Below are 15071 nucleotides of genomic sequence, written 5' to 3'. Positions count from 1 at the left end.
GTCAGCGCAGCGTGACCACGACCTTGCCGGTGGCGGTGCGGTTGTCCAGCGAGGCAACCGCTTCGGCGGCCTTGTCCAGCGGGTACAGCACCGGCGTCGGCGGCGTGATCGTGCCGGAGGCCAGCAGCGGCTCCACCTCGGCCCACTGCTCCCGCAGATAGCCCGGATGCGACATCACCCATTCGCCCCACGCCGCGCCGACCACCTCGACGTTCTTCAGCAGCAGCCGGTTGACCTTGACGGTGGGGATCTCGCCTGCGGTGAAGCCGACCACGAGCAACCTGCCCGCGGAGGCGAGCGAGCGAATGCTGTCGGTGAAGCGGTCGCCGCCGACCGGGTCGAGCACGATGTCGACGCCGCGACCGCCGGTCAACTCCTGCACCGCGGCGAGCCAGCCGTCGGCCAGCACCACGTCGGTGGCGCCGTTCGCGCGGGCCACTTCGGCCTTCGCTTCCGTGCTCACCACGGCGATCACCCGGCCCGCGCCGAGCGCGGCGGCCATCCGGAGCGTCGAGGTGCCGATGCCGCCTGCGGCGCCGTGCACCAGTACGGTCTCCCCTTCGGCCAGCCTGCCTCGTGTGCGCAGGCAGAAGTGCACGGTCAGGTCGTTGAACAGGATGCCGGCACCGGCCTCCAGCGAGACATTGTCCGGCAGCCGGAAAACCATCTGCGCGGGGACGACGGCCGTCTCGGCCATGGCGTTGCCGAGCAGGGTCAGCGCGACCACGCGGTCGCCTGCCCGCACGTGCGCGTCCTCCGGTGCCTCCCGCACGATGCCCGCGACCTCGCCGCCGACGACGAAGGGCAATTCGGGCTTCATCTGGTAGAGACCACGCGTCATCAGCACGTCAGGGAAGGCGACACCCGCCGCGTGCACGTCGATCACGACGCCGCCCGGGTAGGGCGCGGGCTCCGGGATGTCCACGATCTCGACCGCTTCGGGTCCTTCCAGCTTGCTCACCTGGGCTGCGCGCATGAGCCGACCTCTCTGTCCTCGCGACGGCAGGTTCCGCGCCGACGCCACACCGACAACATAACGGGCGCAGCCGGATGGCGTCCGTCGGCAGCCTTGCGACGGGCCGAATCCGCTGCCGCGGGAGCCTGTTCCGAACACCTGATTTTGTTATGCTGACCGCGACCTGTCGGTCGGGAGGGAAGGGGGATTCATGGTTGAGCGAAACCAGTCGCCACCTGCGACGACGATGCAAGTCGATCCGGCGGCGCTGCGGTCGTTCGCCCAGACTTTGCGCACCGAGGCCACGGCCGTCACCGATCTGGGCGAGGGCGAGGGTTTCGCCGCCGCCGTGACGGCGCTGCCCGGCACCGAATTCGGTCCGGTGGCTCAGCGCGCGGGCGACGCCGTCCACCGCTGCCTGGGACGCATCGGCACACGCCTCACCACGATCGCCGACAACCTGCACAACGCGGCGGGCAAGTTCGAGCTGGCCGAGGACGACTTCGCGGCGAAACTCCGAGCCATCGGAGTGCAGCAGCCATGACGCTCACCATCTCCGACGTAGCGAACTGGCAGCCGGAACAGCTGTCGGCAGCGGGTGAACTCGCCGGAACCATGTCGCAAGGTCTGGACACCGCGGTCGGCAAGGGCGTCGACGACACCAGGACGCTCGGCGACGCGAAGCAGTGGTCCGGCTCCGCCGGCGACGCCGCGAACGCCCGGATGCAGACCGAGAAGACCCGCGCATCGGCGGTGAGCGCCGCACTGCTGGAGCTGAAAACCGCCCTCACCGCCCAGGTGCAGAACCTCACCGAGGCAAAAGCCAAGGTGCTGCGTCTGCGCGACGACGCGCTAAACCAGACCCCACCCTTCGAGGTCGCGGCCAACGGCGCTGTGGACGCCAAGGGACGAATCGCCTACCTCCGCGAGCACGCGAACAAGGCCGACGTGGAGGGCCTGGTCTTCCAGGAGGCGCTGCAGGCGGCCTCCCGGACCTGGGAGCTGACCAACGCGCTGAAAACCGCGCACGACGTGGCCGACCAGGCGAGAACACAGGTGGAGGGCGCGGTCGGCAAGCTGGAGGCGGCGTTCGCCGGCCTCGGCGAGCCCAGCTCGAACGTGCCCGCACCCGCCGCGACCGCACCGGCGAGTACTTCGGGTCCACCGGTCGCCGATCAGTCGTCGAACCGGCCGAGTCAGCTGATGTCCGGACACCACGGCGATTCGGGATCGCCGTACGGCACGTCGTCGGGCACGCCGCACCACGGTGGGCCGGGCCCATCCGCGCCGACCGGGCCGCTGCCGAGCGGCGATGTCGCGCGCTGGATCGCGGAGGCCAAGCAGAAGCTCATCGCGATGGGCTACGACCCCAGAGACATCGATGAGCGGGCGATCGCACTGATCATCCAGCACGAGTCCGCGGGTAACCCGTACGCGGAGAACCGCTGGGACAGCAACTGGGTGGCCGGGCATCCGTCCAAGGGGCTGATGCAGACCATCGACAGCACGTTCAACGCCTACAAGGCGCCCGGCCACGACGACATCTGGAACCCGGTGGACAACATCATCGCCGGTGTGCGGTACTCGATCGACCGCTACGGCTCGCTCGCCGGTGTTCCCGGTGTGGCTGCCGTGAACTCGGGCGGCGCGTACCAGGGTTATTGATCGGGTCGATGACAGGGCCATCGCGATAGTTCCTGGCCCCAGTGTTCGCGGGCGGACTATGAAGGAGGTACAGACGGCTCGACGCGAGGGTGTGACGTACGCCCCGTAAAGTCGTCACAACAGCACCGCATGAAGAAACGCGGCACACCGTGCAGCGCGAGGAGCACAAGTGTCACTCGATCAGCCACTCGCCCCGCTTCCCCAGGAGGGCATGGGCTTTGCTTCGGCGTGGCCCGTCCGGGCTGGCGATGTGGATCCCTACGACCGGTTGCGGTTCGATGCCATCGCCCGCTATCTGCAAGATATCGCCTGGGAAAACCTGTATCAGACGTTCTTCCATCGGACCGACCCGAACTGGATCGTCCGCCGGACGGTCATCGACGTCATCCGTCCGATTCTGTGGCCGGACGAGGTGCGGTTGCTGCGGTGGTGCTCGGCGATGTCCACCCGGTGGACCAATATGCGGGTGCGGATCACCAGCGGGAACGGCGGCCTGATCGAGACCGAGGGCTTCTGGATCAACATCAGCGAGTCCACCGGCATGCCCTCGCGGATCAGCGACGAAGGCCTGGCTTACCTGGCCCGCACCGCCACCGAACACCGCCTGCGGTGGCGGCCGTATCTGACCGACGCCACACCGCCGGAGTCGGACACAGACCTGCCATTCCCGGTGCGCGCCACCGACATCGATCAGTACAACCACGTCAACAACGCCTGCTACTGGCAGGCAGTGGAACAGTTCCTGGTCGAATATCCCAAACTGCTCGCGGGACCGCACCGGGCGGTGATCGAGTATGTGGCCCCAGTGCTGGCACGTCAGCACGTGACCGTGCGCAGCCGATACGAACCGGGCGACCGGACCGGGCAGCCGGTGCTGCGATTATGGTTCCTGGTCGGCGGGACCACCACCACCACCGTGGTCCGCATCATGCCCCTGCCGTCCGCGTCTCCGGGTCTTTAGGCTCCCCCGCCTCGCCTGATCTTCAAGCCGTACAAGTCAGGTGACGCGGGGCTGCGTTCAAATCCTGCGTCAGGTGCCGGGCGGGGTTCTGGGCCTACCGAGTTACCCATGTACTGGCGAAATCAGTGGTCCCGTAACGTGCCCGTGCCGGTCGGATCTCCAGTGATCCGACCGGCCTTGGGAGGCATCAGCCGCGGGCGGCTTTGAGCAGATCTTCGCGGGTGGTGAACTTGACCCGGGGGCGGCCCGCGGTCTTGCCCGCCGCCTTCTCGGCCTGGTCGATCGCCTTCCAGCCCGCGCGGTCCACCAGGTCGGCCTGGCGCTCGGACAGCAGCGCCTTCAGCGCGGCGCGGCCGCCCTGCGGCACACCGAGTTTGCCCGCCGTGAAATCGGCGAGGAGCAGTTCCACCGTCTCCTCGGAGTCGGTCCGGTTCGAGCCGATGACGCCGCGTGGGCCGCGCTTGATCCAGCCGCTGACGTACACACCGGGCAGCGGCGTGCCGTCGTCGCCGATGACCCGGCCGTTCTCGTTGGGCACGACGCCGCGCCGCTCGTCGAACGGCAGGCCCGCCACCGGCTCGCCGCGATAACCGATGGACCGCAATACCAGCGTGGCGTCGATGGTCTCGGTGCGGTCGGTCGGCCTGGCCACCAGCCGGCCGTCCACGTCGACCAGTTCGTTGTGCACGATCTCGACCGACTCGACCCGGTCGGCGCCGGTCAGCGCGGCGGGCGAGCCCAGGTAGCGGAACACGATCCGCTTGTTGCCCTCGGCACGGCTACCGGCCGCGTATTCCTTGGCAAGCGTGTACTTCAAGCCCAGCGACGGCTCGATTTCCGGGTCGTCCACGATCGCCTGGCCGACGTGGTCGAGCTCCAGGTCGGCCCCGTCCACGACCACATCGACGCCCTTCAGGTGGGCGAGGGCGAGGAACTCCGAGGAGGTGTAGGCCGCCTGCAGCGGACCGCGCCTGCCGAGCACGACGACCTCGCGAATATTGCTCTGCCGCAAGGCATCCAGCGCGTAGTCGGCGATGTCGGTCTTGGCGAGCTCGTCGGGGCCGACAGTCAGCACGCGCGCCACGTCCAGCGCGACGTTGCCGTTGCCGACGATCACGGCCCGCTCGCCGGACAGGTCGAAGGTCCGGTCGGCGTAGTCGGGGTGGCCGTTGTACCAGGCGACGAACTCGGTGGCGGAATGGCTGCCAGGCAGGTCCTCACCGGGGATACCCATCCGGCGGTCGGACGAGGCGCCGACCGCGTAGATCACGGCGTGGTGGTGGCGCTGCAATTCCTCGTGTGAGATATGCGTGCCTACTTCGACATTCAGGTAGTACTGCAGGGTCTCGCGGCGGAACGCGGACTCGAACATGTTCGACACCATCTTGGTGCCGGGGTGGTCGGGAGCGACACCGGCCCGGACCAGGCCCCAGGGGGTCGGCAGCCGGTCGAACATCTCGATTTCGACGTCGGCCCTGCGCAGCAGTTCGTCGGCCGCGTAGCAGGCCGCGGGACCGGCGCCGACGATCGCGACGCGCAGCGTGCCCAGTTCCTTCGGTGGACGCGCGGGACTGACGATCGGATCGAAGTTCGATTCCAACGGATGCCGTTGGAAATAGGCGGCATTGATCTCCTGGAACCGCGCCAGCGAGGCGGTCAGGTCGTCCTCGGAGAAGATGGCCTCCACCGGGCACGCGTCGACACAGGCGCCGCAGTCGATACAGGTGTCGGGGTCGATGTAGAGCATCTCGGTCGTCGCGAACTCCGGCTGGTCCGGGGTGGGACGGATGCAGTCGACCGGGCACTCGGGAACGCAGCTGGCGTCGTTGCAACAACGCTGCGTGATTACGTAGGCCATATTGTGCTGATCCTCGAAGATGTGCGTGGGCTGTGCCACCCAAGGGGTGATGTGATGCCGCTTTCAGTTTGCCTCGAGTGTGGCCGAGACCTCTCGCCCGGAGGGCTTACGGTATCCCCATGGTGCGGACTCTGATCCTCATGCGGCACGGTAAGTCGGCCTATCCGGATGGTGTAGACGATCACGAGCGCCCGCTGGCGCCGCGGGGACGGCGCGAGGCCGGACTGGCAGGTCAGTGGCTGCGCGCGACTCAGCCGTCGATCGATGCCGTGCGCTGCTCCACCGCCACGCGCACCAGGGAGACGCTGGCCGCCACCAGGATCACCGCGCCGGTCGTATTCGACTCCGCGATTTACGAGGCGGCGCCCGAGACGCTCATCGAGCTGATCCAGCTCAGCGATGACGAGGTGGCGACGCTGCTGGTGATCGGGCACGCGCCGGGCATGCCGTGGACGGCGTGGGAATTGGCGAGCAACCACGACGGCGCGCCTGCCGTGGAACTGAGCAGGAAATTCCCGACTTCGGCACTCGCGGTATTGCGATTCGACCGCCCGTGGGCCGACGTCGACCCGGGAACCGGCGAGCTGATCAACTTCCATATCCCGCGCTGACCGCGCAGGCAACGCGCGGTCAGCGCAGTAACTTGCCGCCCGCCACGACGACCACGCCGAGAATGACCAGCAGAACGAACGCGGCGAAACCGCCGAACAGCCACCACACCACGCCGAGCGCGAGCGCGAACGGCGCGACCGCGATGGCGGTGATCACGGGGCTTTCCTTGACCGTCGCCCAGGCCGAACGGGCCCTGATGCGATCGATGTCCTTTCCAGGCATGTTCCCAGGGTAGGCCGCAAGCCGGGACTTTGTCGGCAGGCGGTGGAATGCTCGGCGAATGGATTGGAAAATCGAGCTCGTCGCGATTCCGGTGACCGACGTCGACCGCGCCAAGGACTTCTACACCAAGATCGGCTTCAACGCCGACCACGACCACCGGGTGAACGAGAATCTGCGCTTCGTTCAGCTCACCCCGCCCGGTTCGGGTTGCTCGATCTGCCTCGGTGAGGGCATCACCGAGGCCGCGCCCGGCAGCGTCGAGGGCATGCAGATGGTGGTCGCCAGCGCGGAAGAGGCGTATCAGCAGCTGATCGCCGCGGGTGTCGACGCCACGCCGGTCGAGGACCTCGGCTGGGGCCTGTTCACCTTCTTCTCCGACCCGGACGGCAACAAGTGGGCCGTCCAGCAATTGCCCGACTACAGCAGCTGACCAGCGCAACCATCTCACCGCCCGGAACACGCCGACCGGGCGGTGAGCCAGCTGGGGCACATGTCGCCGACCGCACCGTAGGGCGGTCTCCAGGTGGCCACTGCTTCACCTGAGCGCATTTCGCCCACGCAACCACACCGACCCCGATTTCGAGCGAATCCAGACCGAGCATTGCCCGTTCGCGGCGCCGCAGGCGCTGCAGATTGGACAGAGCTTGCTTGGAGCGCACTCCAGGTGACTAGCGTCGTCGGTGTTCAACCGGAAAGGCGAGCACAATGAGCGAGCGTCAGCGAGTGAACCGAGAACACAGCGCGCCCTCGCGCACGACGGAGCCGAGCGTCAGCGAGGCGCAGTCGTGAGCGAGCGTCAGCGAGTGAACCGAGAACACAGCGCGGCCTCGCGCACGACGGAGCCGAGCGTCAGCGAGGCGCAGTCGTGAGTGAAACCGCACTGCACGAGGGCGTGAGCGATCGGGAGCAGCCGCGGTATTCGATCGGCGAGGTGGCCGAGCGGTCCGGGCTGAGCCGGGACACGTTGCGCTGGTACGAGCGGATCGGGTTGATGGATTACATCGGGAGGGATCACACGGGCAAGCGCCGGTTCAGTGATCGCGATCTGGAATGGCTGGCGCTGATCGGCCGGCTGCGCACTACGGGCATGTCGGTGGCGGACATGGTTCGCTACGCCGAGCTGGTGCGCGCGGGGGAATCCACCTTCCCGCAGCGGCTGGAGATGTTCCGGAACACGCGCGCCGAGGTGCTCGCCAAGATCGATGAACTTCGTCAGACCCTGGCCGTGCTGGATTACAAGATCACCCTGTACGAGGGCAAAGCCCATGAGGTCCAGCCGACCGCGGGCACCGCGCACGACAGCGAAGGGATCAGCGCAACCGAGACCGGGAGATGTATATGTCGACCTTGACGCTCAATGTCCGCTTCACCGCCAAGCCTGGTCGCGAAGCCGAGCTGAAGGATGTGCTGCAGGGAATGATCGAACCGACGCTCGCGGAGGAAGGCTGCGTCGGCTACCAGCTGTATCTGCATCCCACCGACCCGCGCCGGATGGTGTTGCTGGAGGAGTGGATCGACGCGGACGCCCTCGCGACGCACTTCCGGACACCGCATCTGGAGGCCTGCGCGGCGGCATTGGCGGAGATCCTGGCCGAGCCGTTCGAGCTGCGGCGGTTCACTGAGATCGAGTGATCGAGGCGCGGCGGTCCGCGGCCGTGCGCCGGAGCACCCGGACCGGAGTCCACTTATCGGCGATCCGGCCGGTTCGGGTTCACCGAGAGCGGCTAACATCCCATGAATATGAAGCCCGATACGCACGATCGCGTCTGGATCGACAAGCGGACCCCGGCCGCATTCCGCGCGCTCAACAGCGTCGCGAGCGAGGTCAGGGCCGCGGGCGCCGCGGTCGGGCTGGATCGCCGGATCGTCGAACTGATCAACCTGCGCGTCTCCCAGCTCAACGGTTGCGCGTACTGCCTCGACGTGCACTACCGGGCCGCACTCGCGGCTGGAGCGACCGAGCAGGAGATCTCCGTGCTGCCCGGGTGGCGGCGCGGCGGCACGTACACCCCGTTCGAGCGGGCGGTGCTCGCGGTCGCGGAGGTCACGGCGACGCTTCCGGACGAAAGCATCATCGAGCGTGAGTACGCTTTCGCTCGCCGGTACCTGACGGACGATCAGCTGTCCGTCGTCATCTGGGTGGCCACCACGATCGGCGCGTTCAACCGCGTCTCGATTCTCAGCGGGCACCCGGTCCGCGCTCGGAAGGAGAAGGCAAGCATGACCGAATCGACTCCGGAATCCACAGTCGTCCGCAACGACGAGCGGCATCGCTACGAGGTGTTCCACGGCGGAGAATTGGCGGGCTTCGCCGAATACGAGGAGCGCGGCGACGAAACGGTGTTCACCCACACCGAGATCGACGGCGCGTTCTCCGGCAAGGGCCTCGGCTCCATCCTGGCGAGGAACGCGATCGAGGACACGATCGAGCGCGAGCGCGTGATCCGGCCGCTGTGCCCGTTCATCAAGGGATACCTGGAGAAGCATCCTCAGTACGACACGCACGTGATCGGCAAAGGCGTCACACGGTGAGTGACCTGGATCCTCGCCCTGCGGAAACGCTCTGCGAGCCGGCGCCGGGTCCCGGACCGGCCGCGGAGCTGTATCCGGCACGCGAGGTGCCGCTCGGCGGTGTCCGCGGCGTCTTCGTCGAGCGCGTGCTGCCGCAACGGGATCTGCCGACGGTCGGCGCATGGTGCTTCCTCGATCACTTCGGCTCGCCGACCGTCACCAAGACCGACGCGCCGCCGGATATCAATCCGCACCCGCACATCGGCCTGCAGACGGTGACCTGGCCGTTCGAAGGACGCATCCGGCACCGCGACTCGGTCGGCTCGGACGTGGAGATCGAACCGGGTCAGCTGAACCTGATGACCTCGGGGCGCGGCATCGCCCATTCCGAGTACGCCGTCCCCGGCGCGCCCGCCGGGCATGGTCTGCAGCTATGGATCGCGCTGCCGGGCGACCGCACCGGCATCGACCCGCACTTCGAGCAGCATCGCGAGCTGCCCGTCCTGCAAGCGCCCGGCCTCAGCGCGATCGTGCTGATCGGCTCGCTGGCGGGAGTGACCTCACCCGCGATCGCCTACACGCCCATTGTCGGCGCCGATGTGCGGGTGGAGCCGGGAGCCGACATCACCGTCCCGCTGGAAACCCGTTTCGAGCATGCGGTGCTGGTGATCGAGGGCCGAGTGACGATCGCGGGCAACGAACTCGGTCCCGGCCCCCTGCTCTACCTGGGCACCGATCGCGACGAGCTGCGGATCAGCAGCGTGGAGGGCGCTCACTTCGCGCTGATCGGCGGCGAGCCGTTCGGCGAGGAACTGGTGATGTGGTGGAACTTCGTCGGCCGCAGCCACGAGGACATCGTCGCGGCCCGCGCGGACTGGGAGAATCACGACGTCAGCCGATTCGCCGACATCGCGGGCCATACGCCACAGCAGCGCATTCCCGCACCGCCGCTGCCGGGGCTGCACCTCAAGCCGCGCAAGCGCCGCATCGGCCCGGCCAGGGGCTGATCGCGTGGTCCGGCCCCGCTCGCGGAGACGACCGGGGCCGGACGCGTTTCGGGATCAGCCGCGGGCCAGCAGCGCGTCCAACGCGCGGTAGCTCTGGTTGAGCCCGACCTCCATGCCGGACTGGAGCATCCCGTCCCGTTCCTGAGGTGTGTGGAACTGGCTGTCGGTGACCACCTTGGTGCGGCCGTCGCCCAGATCGACGAAGCTGACCTGGTCGATCGCGACATAGGCCGGCATGCCGTCCCACTCGAAGGAGTACACGATGCGCTCCTGCGGGGTGATCTCGCGGAAACGTCCTTCGAAACCGTCGGTGCCCTCGTCGGAGTGCTCGACGAAGCGCCAGTGGCCGCCCGGGCGGAATTCCCACCGCTCGATGTCGAGCTTGTTGCCGCGCCCCCACCATTGGGCGAGCAGCTCGATCCGGCTGTAGGCGGCCCACACCCGCTCGCGCGGGGCGTCGAAGATCCGCTCGACGTGGATCGTGCGGTCGGTGTCGGTTGTGACAACGGCGTCGTTCGTGGTTGTGCTCATGACTGCGCCTCGCCGGCGCTCGGCTCGGTCATGACCACAAACGTGGCCGTGTTGATTGTTCGCTCGCTCATGGTTCCTGCTCCGTTCGCTCGAGGAATTCACCGAGACGATCCAGCCGGGCTTCCACCATCCGCCGGTAGCCCTGCATCCAGGCCACTTCGCGGTCGAAGACGTTCTCGCCGAGCCGGCAGTACCGCACCCGGCCACGCTTCTCCGTGACCACCATGCCCGCCGCCTCCAGCAGCTGGATGTGCTTCTTGACGCCGGTCAGCGTCATGTCGAAGCGCTCGGCCAGCTCACTGACGGTCGCGGGCCCAACCCCGAGTCGCTCCAGGATCCCGCGCCTGGTGGGATCCGCGAGCGCCCCGAAGGAGGTATCCAGGAAGTCATACTGAACCATCTAGTTCAGTGTTGCGCGCCGCTGCCGATACGTCAAGAGGGGAATGCGTGGCCGAGGTCGATGGCTACGTGCTCGAGCCCAGCACGAACACACACCGCGAAGAGGCCGCCTCACGCGCCCGTCAACGGCATAGCCTGCTGGAACCGACCCACGGCAGGAGTAGGCGCACCGATAAGGCAACCCGGTTGGGTAGCGCAACATCCAATTCCGCGTGGGCGCATCGAAGAACGCTGCGCCCGAACCGCTTTCTGATGATGCCCACCGGACGGTATGTTCTTCGGACGAACCGGACACGGGGGCGGCACACGGAAAGAGCACGATGAGGATCTCCTACTTCACCGCGACGACGTTGATTGCGTTGGCGGCCACCGCTATCACGACAACTGTCGCGCACGCGCAGCCCGCGCCCGACGACGCTCCGCTCGGCTTGAACGGCTCGTTCCACCAGGTCGCCTACCAGGTCGCCGCCACCGACGACCGGCGCGCGGCCGTGGCCACCCTCCAGGACGGAACGTTCGAGCTCACCCACGACGATCGCGTGGTGACGGTGGCCGACCGGGACGGCAAGATCGTCGCCGCGCTGCCGATGGCACTGCGGATCGGAGAGCAGCGCGTGGCACTGCGCCCGGTGGTCGAGGACGCAGGCCATCGGCTCACCCTCGCACCGACCGGCCTGACCGACGCACCGCTGCGCGACGTCAGCGCGCAGGAGCGGTTCTACGCCGAGGCGGAGAAAGCGATGCCTTCGATTCTCGCCGGCGCGGGAATCGGTGCGGCCATCGGCTTCGTCCTCGGATTCCCGCTCGGGCTGTTCGTGCTCGACTTCATCACGGTGCCCGCCGCCGCGGTCGCGGGCGCCGCGATCGGCGCGATGGCCGGATTCGTCGTTGGCGGCGGACAGCCCGCCGTCGACGCGGCGCTGGAGTACGTGACCGCGCCCTAGTCGAGCTGATCGACGGAGGTCAGCTTCTGTGTCCCGATCACGCGCAGCAGGTCCAGTTTCTCGGCCGCGTCGGTGCCGGGACGCGGAAGGTAGACCAGCAGGCGCTGCGCGGCGTTCGGAGTGAGCAGCGTTTCGCACACGGTGTCGATCAGGCCGACCTGCGGATGCAGGATGCGCTTGGTATCCGAAAGGCGCACCGCCACTTCGTGTTCGTCCCAGAGCCGATCGAAATCCGCACTCACGGAACGCAATTTGGCGATGAACTCGGCGACGTCGGGGTCGCCCGCACGGCGCGCGGCCGTGGCACGCAGATCGGCGACGTGCTGGCGGCCGAGCCGATCCCAGTCCTCCACCGGGAAGATCGCGCGGGACGGGATGTCGGTGAACCAGCGGTAGGCGTAGTACCGGTCCCAGCCCCGCCGCTCGGCATGATCGCCCACGAGCAGGGTGTGCATCCGGTTCTGCACCAGCACCTCGCCCAGATCGGTGACGACGGTGGCGGCGGTGTCGTCGAGCTTCGCCAGCAGGTGCATCAGACCGGGACCGACATGTTTGTCGGCCGGCTCGCGTCCCGACGGCGCGTGGTCGCACAGATGGTAGAGGTAGTCGCGTTCGTCGCTGGTGAAGCGCAGAGCCCGCGCGAGCGCGGCCAGCACCTGAGTGGACGGACGCGGGCCGCGTGATTGCTCCAAACGCGTGTAGTAGTCGGTCGACATGCCCGCCAGCAGCGCGACCTCGTCGCGGCGCAGGCCGGGCGTGCGGCGGCGCACGCCCGGCGGCAACCCCACGTCGGCGGGCGTGAGCTGCTCACGGCGGCGGCGCAGGAAATCGGCGAGCTCGGCGCGGTCCATGCCACCACTGTCCTCCCGAACGCCTGCCTCAGCCAGGGATCGCCGCTCCCCCGATAAACGATCTCTCCCGCACCGGGTCCGCGGATCTCACGCTGGTCCTATGACGACAAAGACGAGCAAAGAAGTACGACTCGGGGCGACCGGCCCCACGGTGCGCCGCATCGGCCTCGGCGCGATGGGCATGTCCGGCATGTACGGCGCCGCCGACGACGCCGAGTCCACCGCGACCATCCACGCGGCGCTGGATTCCGGCGTCAACCTGATCGATACCGGCGATTTCTACGGCGCCGGACACAACGAGATGCTGATCGGCAGGGCCATCACCGAACGCCCACGCGAGGACGTGGTGCTGAGCGTGAAATTCGGCGCGCTGCGCGGTCCCGGCGGCACCTGGGGCGGTGTGGACAACCGTCCGGAAGCGCTGCGCAACTTCCTGGGCTACAGCTTGCAACGGCTCGGCGTCGACTACGTCGACATCTACCGGCCCGCCCGGCTCGACCCGAACGTCCCGATCGAGGACACCGTCGGCGCCATCGCCGAGCTGATCGAGGCGGGATATGTCCGCCATATCGGATTGTCCGAGGTCGGGGTGGAAACCATCCGCCGCGCCGCCGCCGTCCACCCGATCTCGGATCTGCAGATCGAATACTCGCTGATCTCGCGCGGCATCGAGGCGGAGATTCTTCCGGTCTGCCGAGAACTCGGCATCGGCATCACCGCCTACGGCGTGCTATCCCGCGGCCTGCTCAGCGACTCGATCCGGCCCGGTACCACCTTCGAAGCCAACGATTTCCGCGCGCACAGCCCGCGCTTCCAAGGCGAGAACCTGGACCGCAATCTCGAACTGGTCCGCGCGCTGGGCGAGATCGCCTCACGCAGGGACGTCTCGGTCGCGCAACTGGCCATCGCCTGGGCGCTGACCCGCGGCGACGACATCGTGCCGGTCATCGGCGCTCGCAAACGCACACGCTGGTCGGAAACCGCAAGCGCGCTGGACATCTCACTCACCGCTGGCGAACTGTCCGCCATCGAGTCGGCCGTGCCGGCCGAGCGAGTCGCCGGAGAGCGCTACGCAACCGCACAGATGGCGATGCTCGACAGCGAGCGCTGAAATGACAAGTGGAGCGCGGATTTCGGGCCGCGCTCCACAGCTCACGCGACCTCCCCTCGTCTCCGAACTCCAGGTCAGCGACGCGCCGCCAAGGTCCGGGCGTGGTCAACTCGATTGGCACAGTGTGACTTTCGCCGGAGCCGGACGTAGTTGACATGTGCGCCACACTTTATTGAGCCGTTGAATAGTGGCACAATTCACAGCGAGTCAACGTCTACGTAACCCGAGCGCAACCCAGTTCCGCTTGGGCGGTGAGGAGCGACCGCAGTGCACCTGTCCAGGCGCGATCATGCTCATGTCCACGCTGCTCCAAGGCCTGCGACCCAGCTGGCCGGGCGCCCTGCGTCGTGCAGCGCGCCGCGACCTGGTCGACGCCGATTACGTCTGACGACGGTCATCCCACGGTTCCGGGGCCGCGGTTCGTCGTGGTCGCGGCCGGCAGCGATGGCCGGTGAACCAGCGGCGGCAGGCAGCACGACTTCAGGCACACGTGCCTTCTCGAAAACGAGGTGATCGAGGGTGTCGACGGCGCAAAGAGAAACCATTCGAAGCCTGGTTCCGGCCCGGATGGACCGGCTTCCGTGGACCAGATTCCATTGGCTCATCGTGGTGGGGCTGGGTGTGTCCTGGATCCTCGACGGGATCGAGATCCAGATCGTCAGCAGCATGAGCGGCCCGCTGCAGAGCATTGAAGCCCTGAATCTGACCAGCGGCCAGGTAGGCGCGGCGGCCTCGTGGTACCTGGCCGGCCAGGTCGTCGGCGCACTCTTCTTCGGTCGACTCACCGACAGACTCGGCCGTAAGAAGCTGTTCATCCTGACCCTGGCGATTTATCTCATCGGCAGCGGATTAGCCGGTTTCTCCTGGAACAGCTGGTCGCTGTACCTGTTCCGCTTCATCGCCGGAACCGGAATCGGCGGCGAGTACACGGCGATCAACTCGGCGATAGACGAGATCATGCCGTCGAAATATCGAGGCCGGGTCGACATAGCGATCAACGGCACCTACTGGGGCGGCGCGGCGTTGGGCGCGGTGGCCAGTCTGTTCCTGTACAACGAGAACTTCATCCCGACCCACTGGGGATGGCGGATCGGCTTCTTCATCGGGCCGGTCCTCGGGCTCGTCATCATCTTCCTGCGCAGGCACATCCCGGAAAGCCCGCGCTGGCTGCTCACGCACGGGCGCGCTGCCGAAGCCGAGCGGACCGTCGACGAGATCGAAGCGCGCCTGCGCAGCCAAGGAGTCGAGCTTCCTCCGGTCGACGACCGCAAAGCCCTGGAGATCGTCGACTCGAATCGACTCTCCTACTTCCAAATGGCCCGGATCTTCTTCGGCCGTTATCCTTCTCGTTCCTTTCTCGGATTCACGATGATGGTCACGCAGGCATTCCTGTACAACGCCATCTTCTTTACGCAGGCGATGGTCCTGACGTACTTCTATGACG

Annotated in this window: 18 protein-coding genes; 12 read left to right on the top strand and 6 right to left on the bottom strand. The window is 67.4% G+C overall.

Going from position 1 to position 15071, the window contains the following annotated elements:
• Nucleotide 1: 1 nt before the first annotated feature.
• Nucleotides 2-976: an NADPH:quinone oxidoreductase family protein gene (locus IU459_RS34090; protein WP_195133723.1), complete on the bottom strand. Its 975-nt coding sequence runs from the start codon at nt 974-976 to the stop codon at nt 2-4.
• 190 nt (nt 977-1166) lie between these two features.
• Here IU459_RS34090 and IU459_RS34085 point away from each other — a divergent pair, with 190 nt between their 5' ends.
• The 3 genes from IU459_RS34085 to IU459_RS34075 all read left to right on the top strand — a co-directional run bounded on the left by IU459_RS34085 (nt 1167) and on the right by IU459_RS34075 (nt 3581).
• The gene (locus tag IU459_RS34085) at nt 1167-1499 is read left to right on the top strand and encodes a type VII secretion target (protein ID WP_195133722.1); all 333 of its coding nucleotides are present in this window, start codon (nt 1167-1169) and stop codon (nt 1497-1499) included.
• Complete coding sequence (locus tag IU459_RS34080; RefSeq protein WP_195133721.1) at nt 1496-2620, top strand: transglycosylase SLT domain-containing protein; 1125 nt, start codon at nt 1496-1498, stop codon at nt 2618-2620. The genes IU459_RS34085 and IU459_RS34080 overlap by 4 nt, the downstream gene beginning before the upstream one ends.
• 169 nt (nt 2621-2789) lie before the next feature.
• Complete coding sequence (locus tag IU459_RS34075; RefSeq protein ID WP_195133720.1) at nt 2790-3581, top strand: acyl-[acyl-carrier-protein] thioesterase; 792 nt, start codon at nt 2790-2792, stop codon at nt 3579-3581.
• 187 nt (nt 3582-3768) lie between these two features.
• Here the strand turns inward: IU459_RS34075 and IU459_RS34070 are convergent, their stop codons facing one another.
• Entirely contained in the window at nt 3769-5439 is a 1671-nt protein-coding gene (locus IU459_RS34070) for an FAD-dependent oxidoreductase (protein WP_195133719.1), read from the bottom strand.
• 119 nt (nt 5440-5558) lie between these two features.
• Here IU459_RS34070 and IU459_RS34065 point away from each other — a divergent pair, with 119 nt between their 5' ends.
• The gene (locus IU459_RS34065) at nt 5559-6050 is read left to right on the top strand and encodes a SixA phosphatase family protein (RefSeq protein WP_195133718.1); all 492 of its coding nucleotides are present in this window, start codon (nt 5559-5561) and stop codon (nt 6048-6050) included.
• Between the two features lie 19 nt (nt 6051-6069).
• Here IU459_RS34065 and IU459_RS34060 read toward each other — a convergent pair whose 3' ends face one another.
• Nucleotides 6070-6273 carry a hypothetical protein gene (locus IU459_RS34060; protein ID WP_195133717.1) on the bottom strand — a complete coding sequence of 68 codons (204 nt, stop codon included), beginning with the start codon at nt 6271-6273 and terminating at the stop codon, nt 6070-6072.
• 58 nt (nt 6274-6331) lie between these two features.
• Between IU459_RS34060 and IU459_RS34055 the strand changes: the two genes are divergently transcribed.
• From IU459_RS34055 to IU459_RS34035, 5 genes are all read left to right on the top strand, one after another.
• Entirely contained in the window at nt 6332-6703 is a 372-nt protein-coding gene (locus IU459_RS34055; protein ID WP_195133716.1) for a glyoxalase superfamily protein, read from the top strand.
• Nucleotides 6704-7138: 435 nt separating this feature from the next.
• A complete protein-coding gene (locus IU459_RS34050; RefSeq protein ID WP_195133715.1) occupies nt 7139-7624 on the top strand; it encodes a MerR family transcriptional regulator in 486 nt (161 codons plus the stop codon).
• The gene (locus tag IU459_RS34045) at nt 7612-7905 is read left to right on the top strand and encodes a putative quinol monooxygenase (protein ID WP_195133714.1); all 294 of its coding nucleotides are present in this window, start codon (nt 7612-7614) and stop codon (nt 7903-7905) included. Before IU459_RS34050 ends, IU459_RS34045 begins: the two co-directional genes overlap by 13 nt.
• A gap of 108 nt (nt 7906-8013) precedes the next feature.
• Nucleotides 8014-8805 (top strand): N-acetyltransferase, encoded by a 792-nt coding sequence (locus IU459_RS34040; protein WP_228838903.1) that lies wholly within the window; start codon nt 8014-8016, stop codon nt 8803-8805.
• Complete coding sequence (locus IU459_RS34035; RefSeq protein WP_195133712.1) at nt 8802-9791, top strand: pirin family protein; 990 nt, start codon at nt 8802-8804, stop codon at nt 9789-9791. Before IU459_RS34040 ends, IU459_RS34035 begins: the two co-directional genes overlap by 4 nt.
• 54 nt (nt 9792-9845) lie before the next feature.
• Here the strand turns inward: IU459_RS34035 and IU459_RS34030 are convergent, their stop codons facing one another.
• Together IU459_RS34030 and IU459_RS34025 are read right to left on the bottom strand one after the other, a co-directional pair.
• Nucleotides 9846-10322 (bottom strand): SRPBCC family protein, encoded by a 477-nt coding sequence (locus tag IU459_RS34030; protein WP_195133711.1) that lies wholly within the window; start codon nt 10320-10322, stop codon nt 9846-9848.
• Between the two features lie 67 nt (nt 10323-10389).
• Nucleotides 10390-10722, bottom strand: a complete 333-nt coding sequence (locus IU459_RS34025) for an ArsR/SmtB family transcription factor (RefSeq protein ID WP_195133710.1) — start codon at nt 10720-10722, stop codon at nt 10390-10392.
• Between the two features lie 319 nt (nt 10723-11041).
• Here IU459_RS34025 and IU459_RS34020 point away from each other — a divergent pair, with 319 nt between their 5' ends.
• A complete protein-coding gene (locus IU459_RS34020; protein WP_195133709.1) occupies nt 11042-11665 on the top strand; it encodes a hypothetical protein in 624 nt (207 codons plus the stop codon).
• Here the strand turns inward: IU459_RS34020 and IU459_RS34015 are convergent.
• Nucleotides 11662-12516 carry a helix-turn-helix transcriptional regulator gene (locus tag IU459_RS34015; protein WP_195133708.1) on the bottom strand — a complete coding sequence of 285 codons (855 nt, stop codon included), beginning with the start codon at nt 12514-12516 and terminating at the stop codon, nt 11662-11664. The two genes, IU459_RS34020 and IU459_RS34015, sit on opposite strands and share 4 nt — an antisense overlap.
• Before the next feature lie 100 nt (nt 12517-12616).
• Here IU459_RS34015 and IU459_RS34010 point away from each other — a divergent pair, with 100 nt between their 5' ends.
• Both IU459_RS34010 and IU459_RS34005 read left to right on the top strand, forming a co-directional pair.
• Nucleotides 12617-13627, top strand: coding sequence for an aldo/keto reductase (locus IU459_RS34010; protein ID WP_195133707.1), 1011 nt, complete (start codon nt 12617-12619; stop codon nt 13625-13627).
• A gap of 519 nt (nt 13628-14146) precedes the next feature.
• Nucleotides 14147-15071, top strand: a 925-nt coding sequence (locus tag IU459_RS34005; RefSeq protein WP_324199133.1) for an MFS transporter, incomplete at its 3' end; no start/stop codon positions are given.

This window comes from Nocardia amamiensis, from assembly GCF_015477605.1.
Taxonomy (GTDB): domain Bacteria; phylum Actinomycetota; class Actinomycetes; order Mycobacteriales; family Mycobacteriaceae; genus Nocardia; species Nocardia amamiensis_A.
This window is presented reverse-complemented; position numbering and strand designations above follow the sequence as displayed.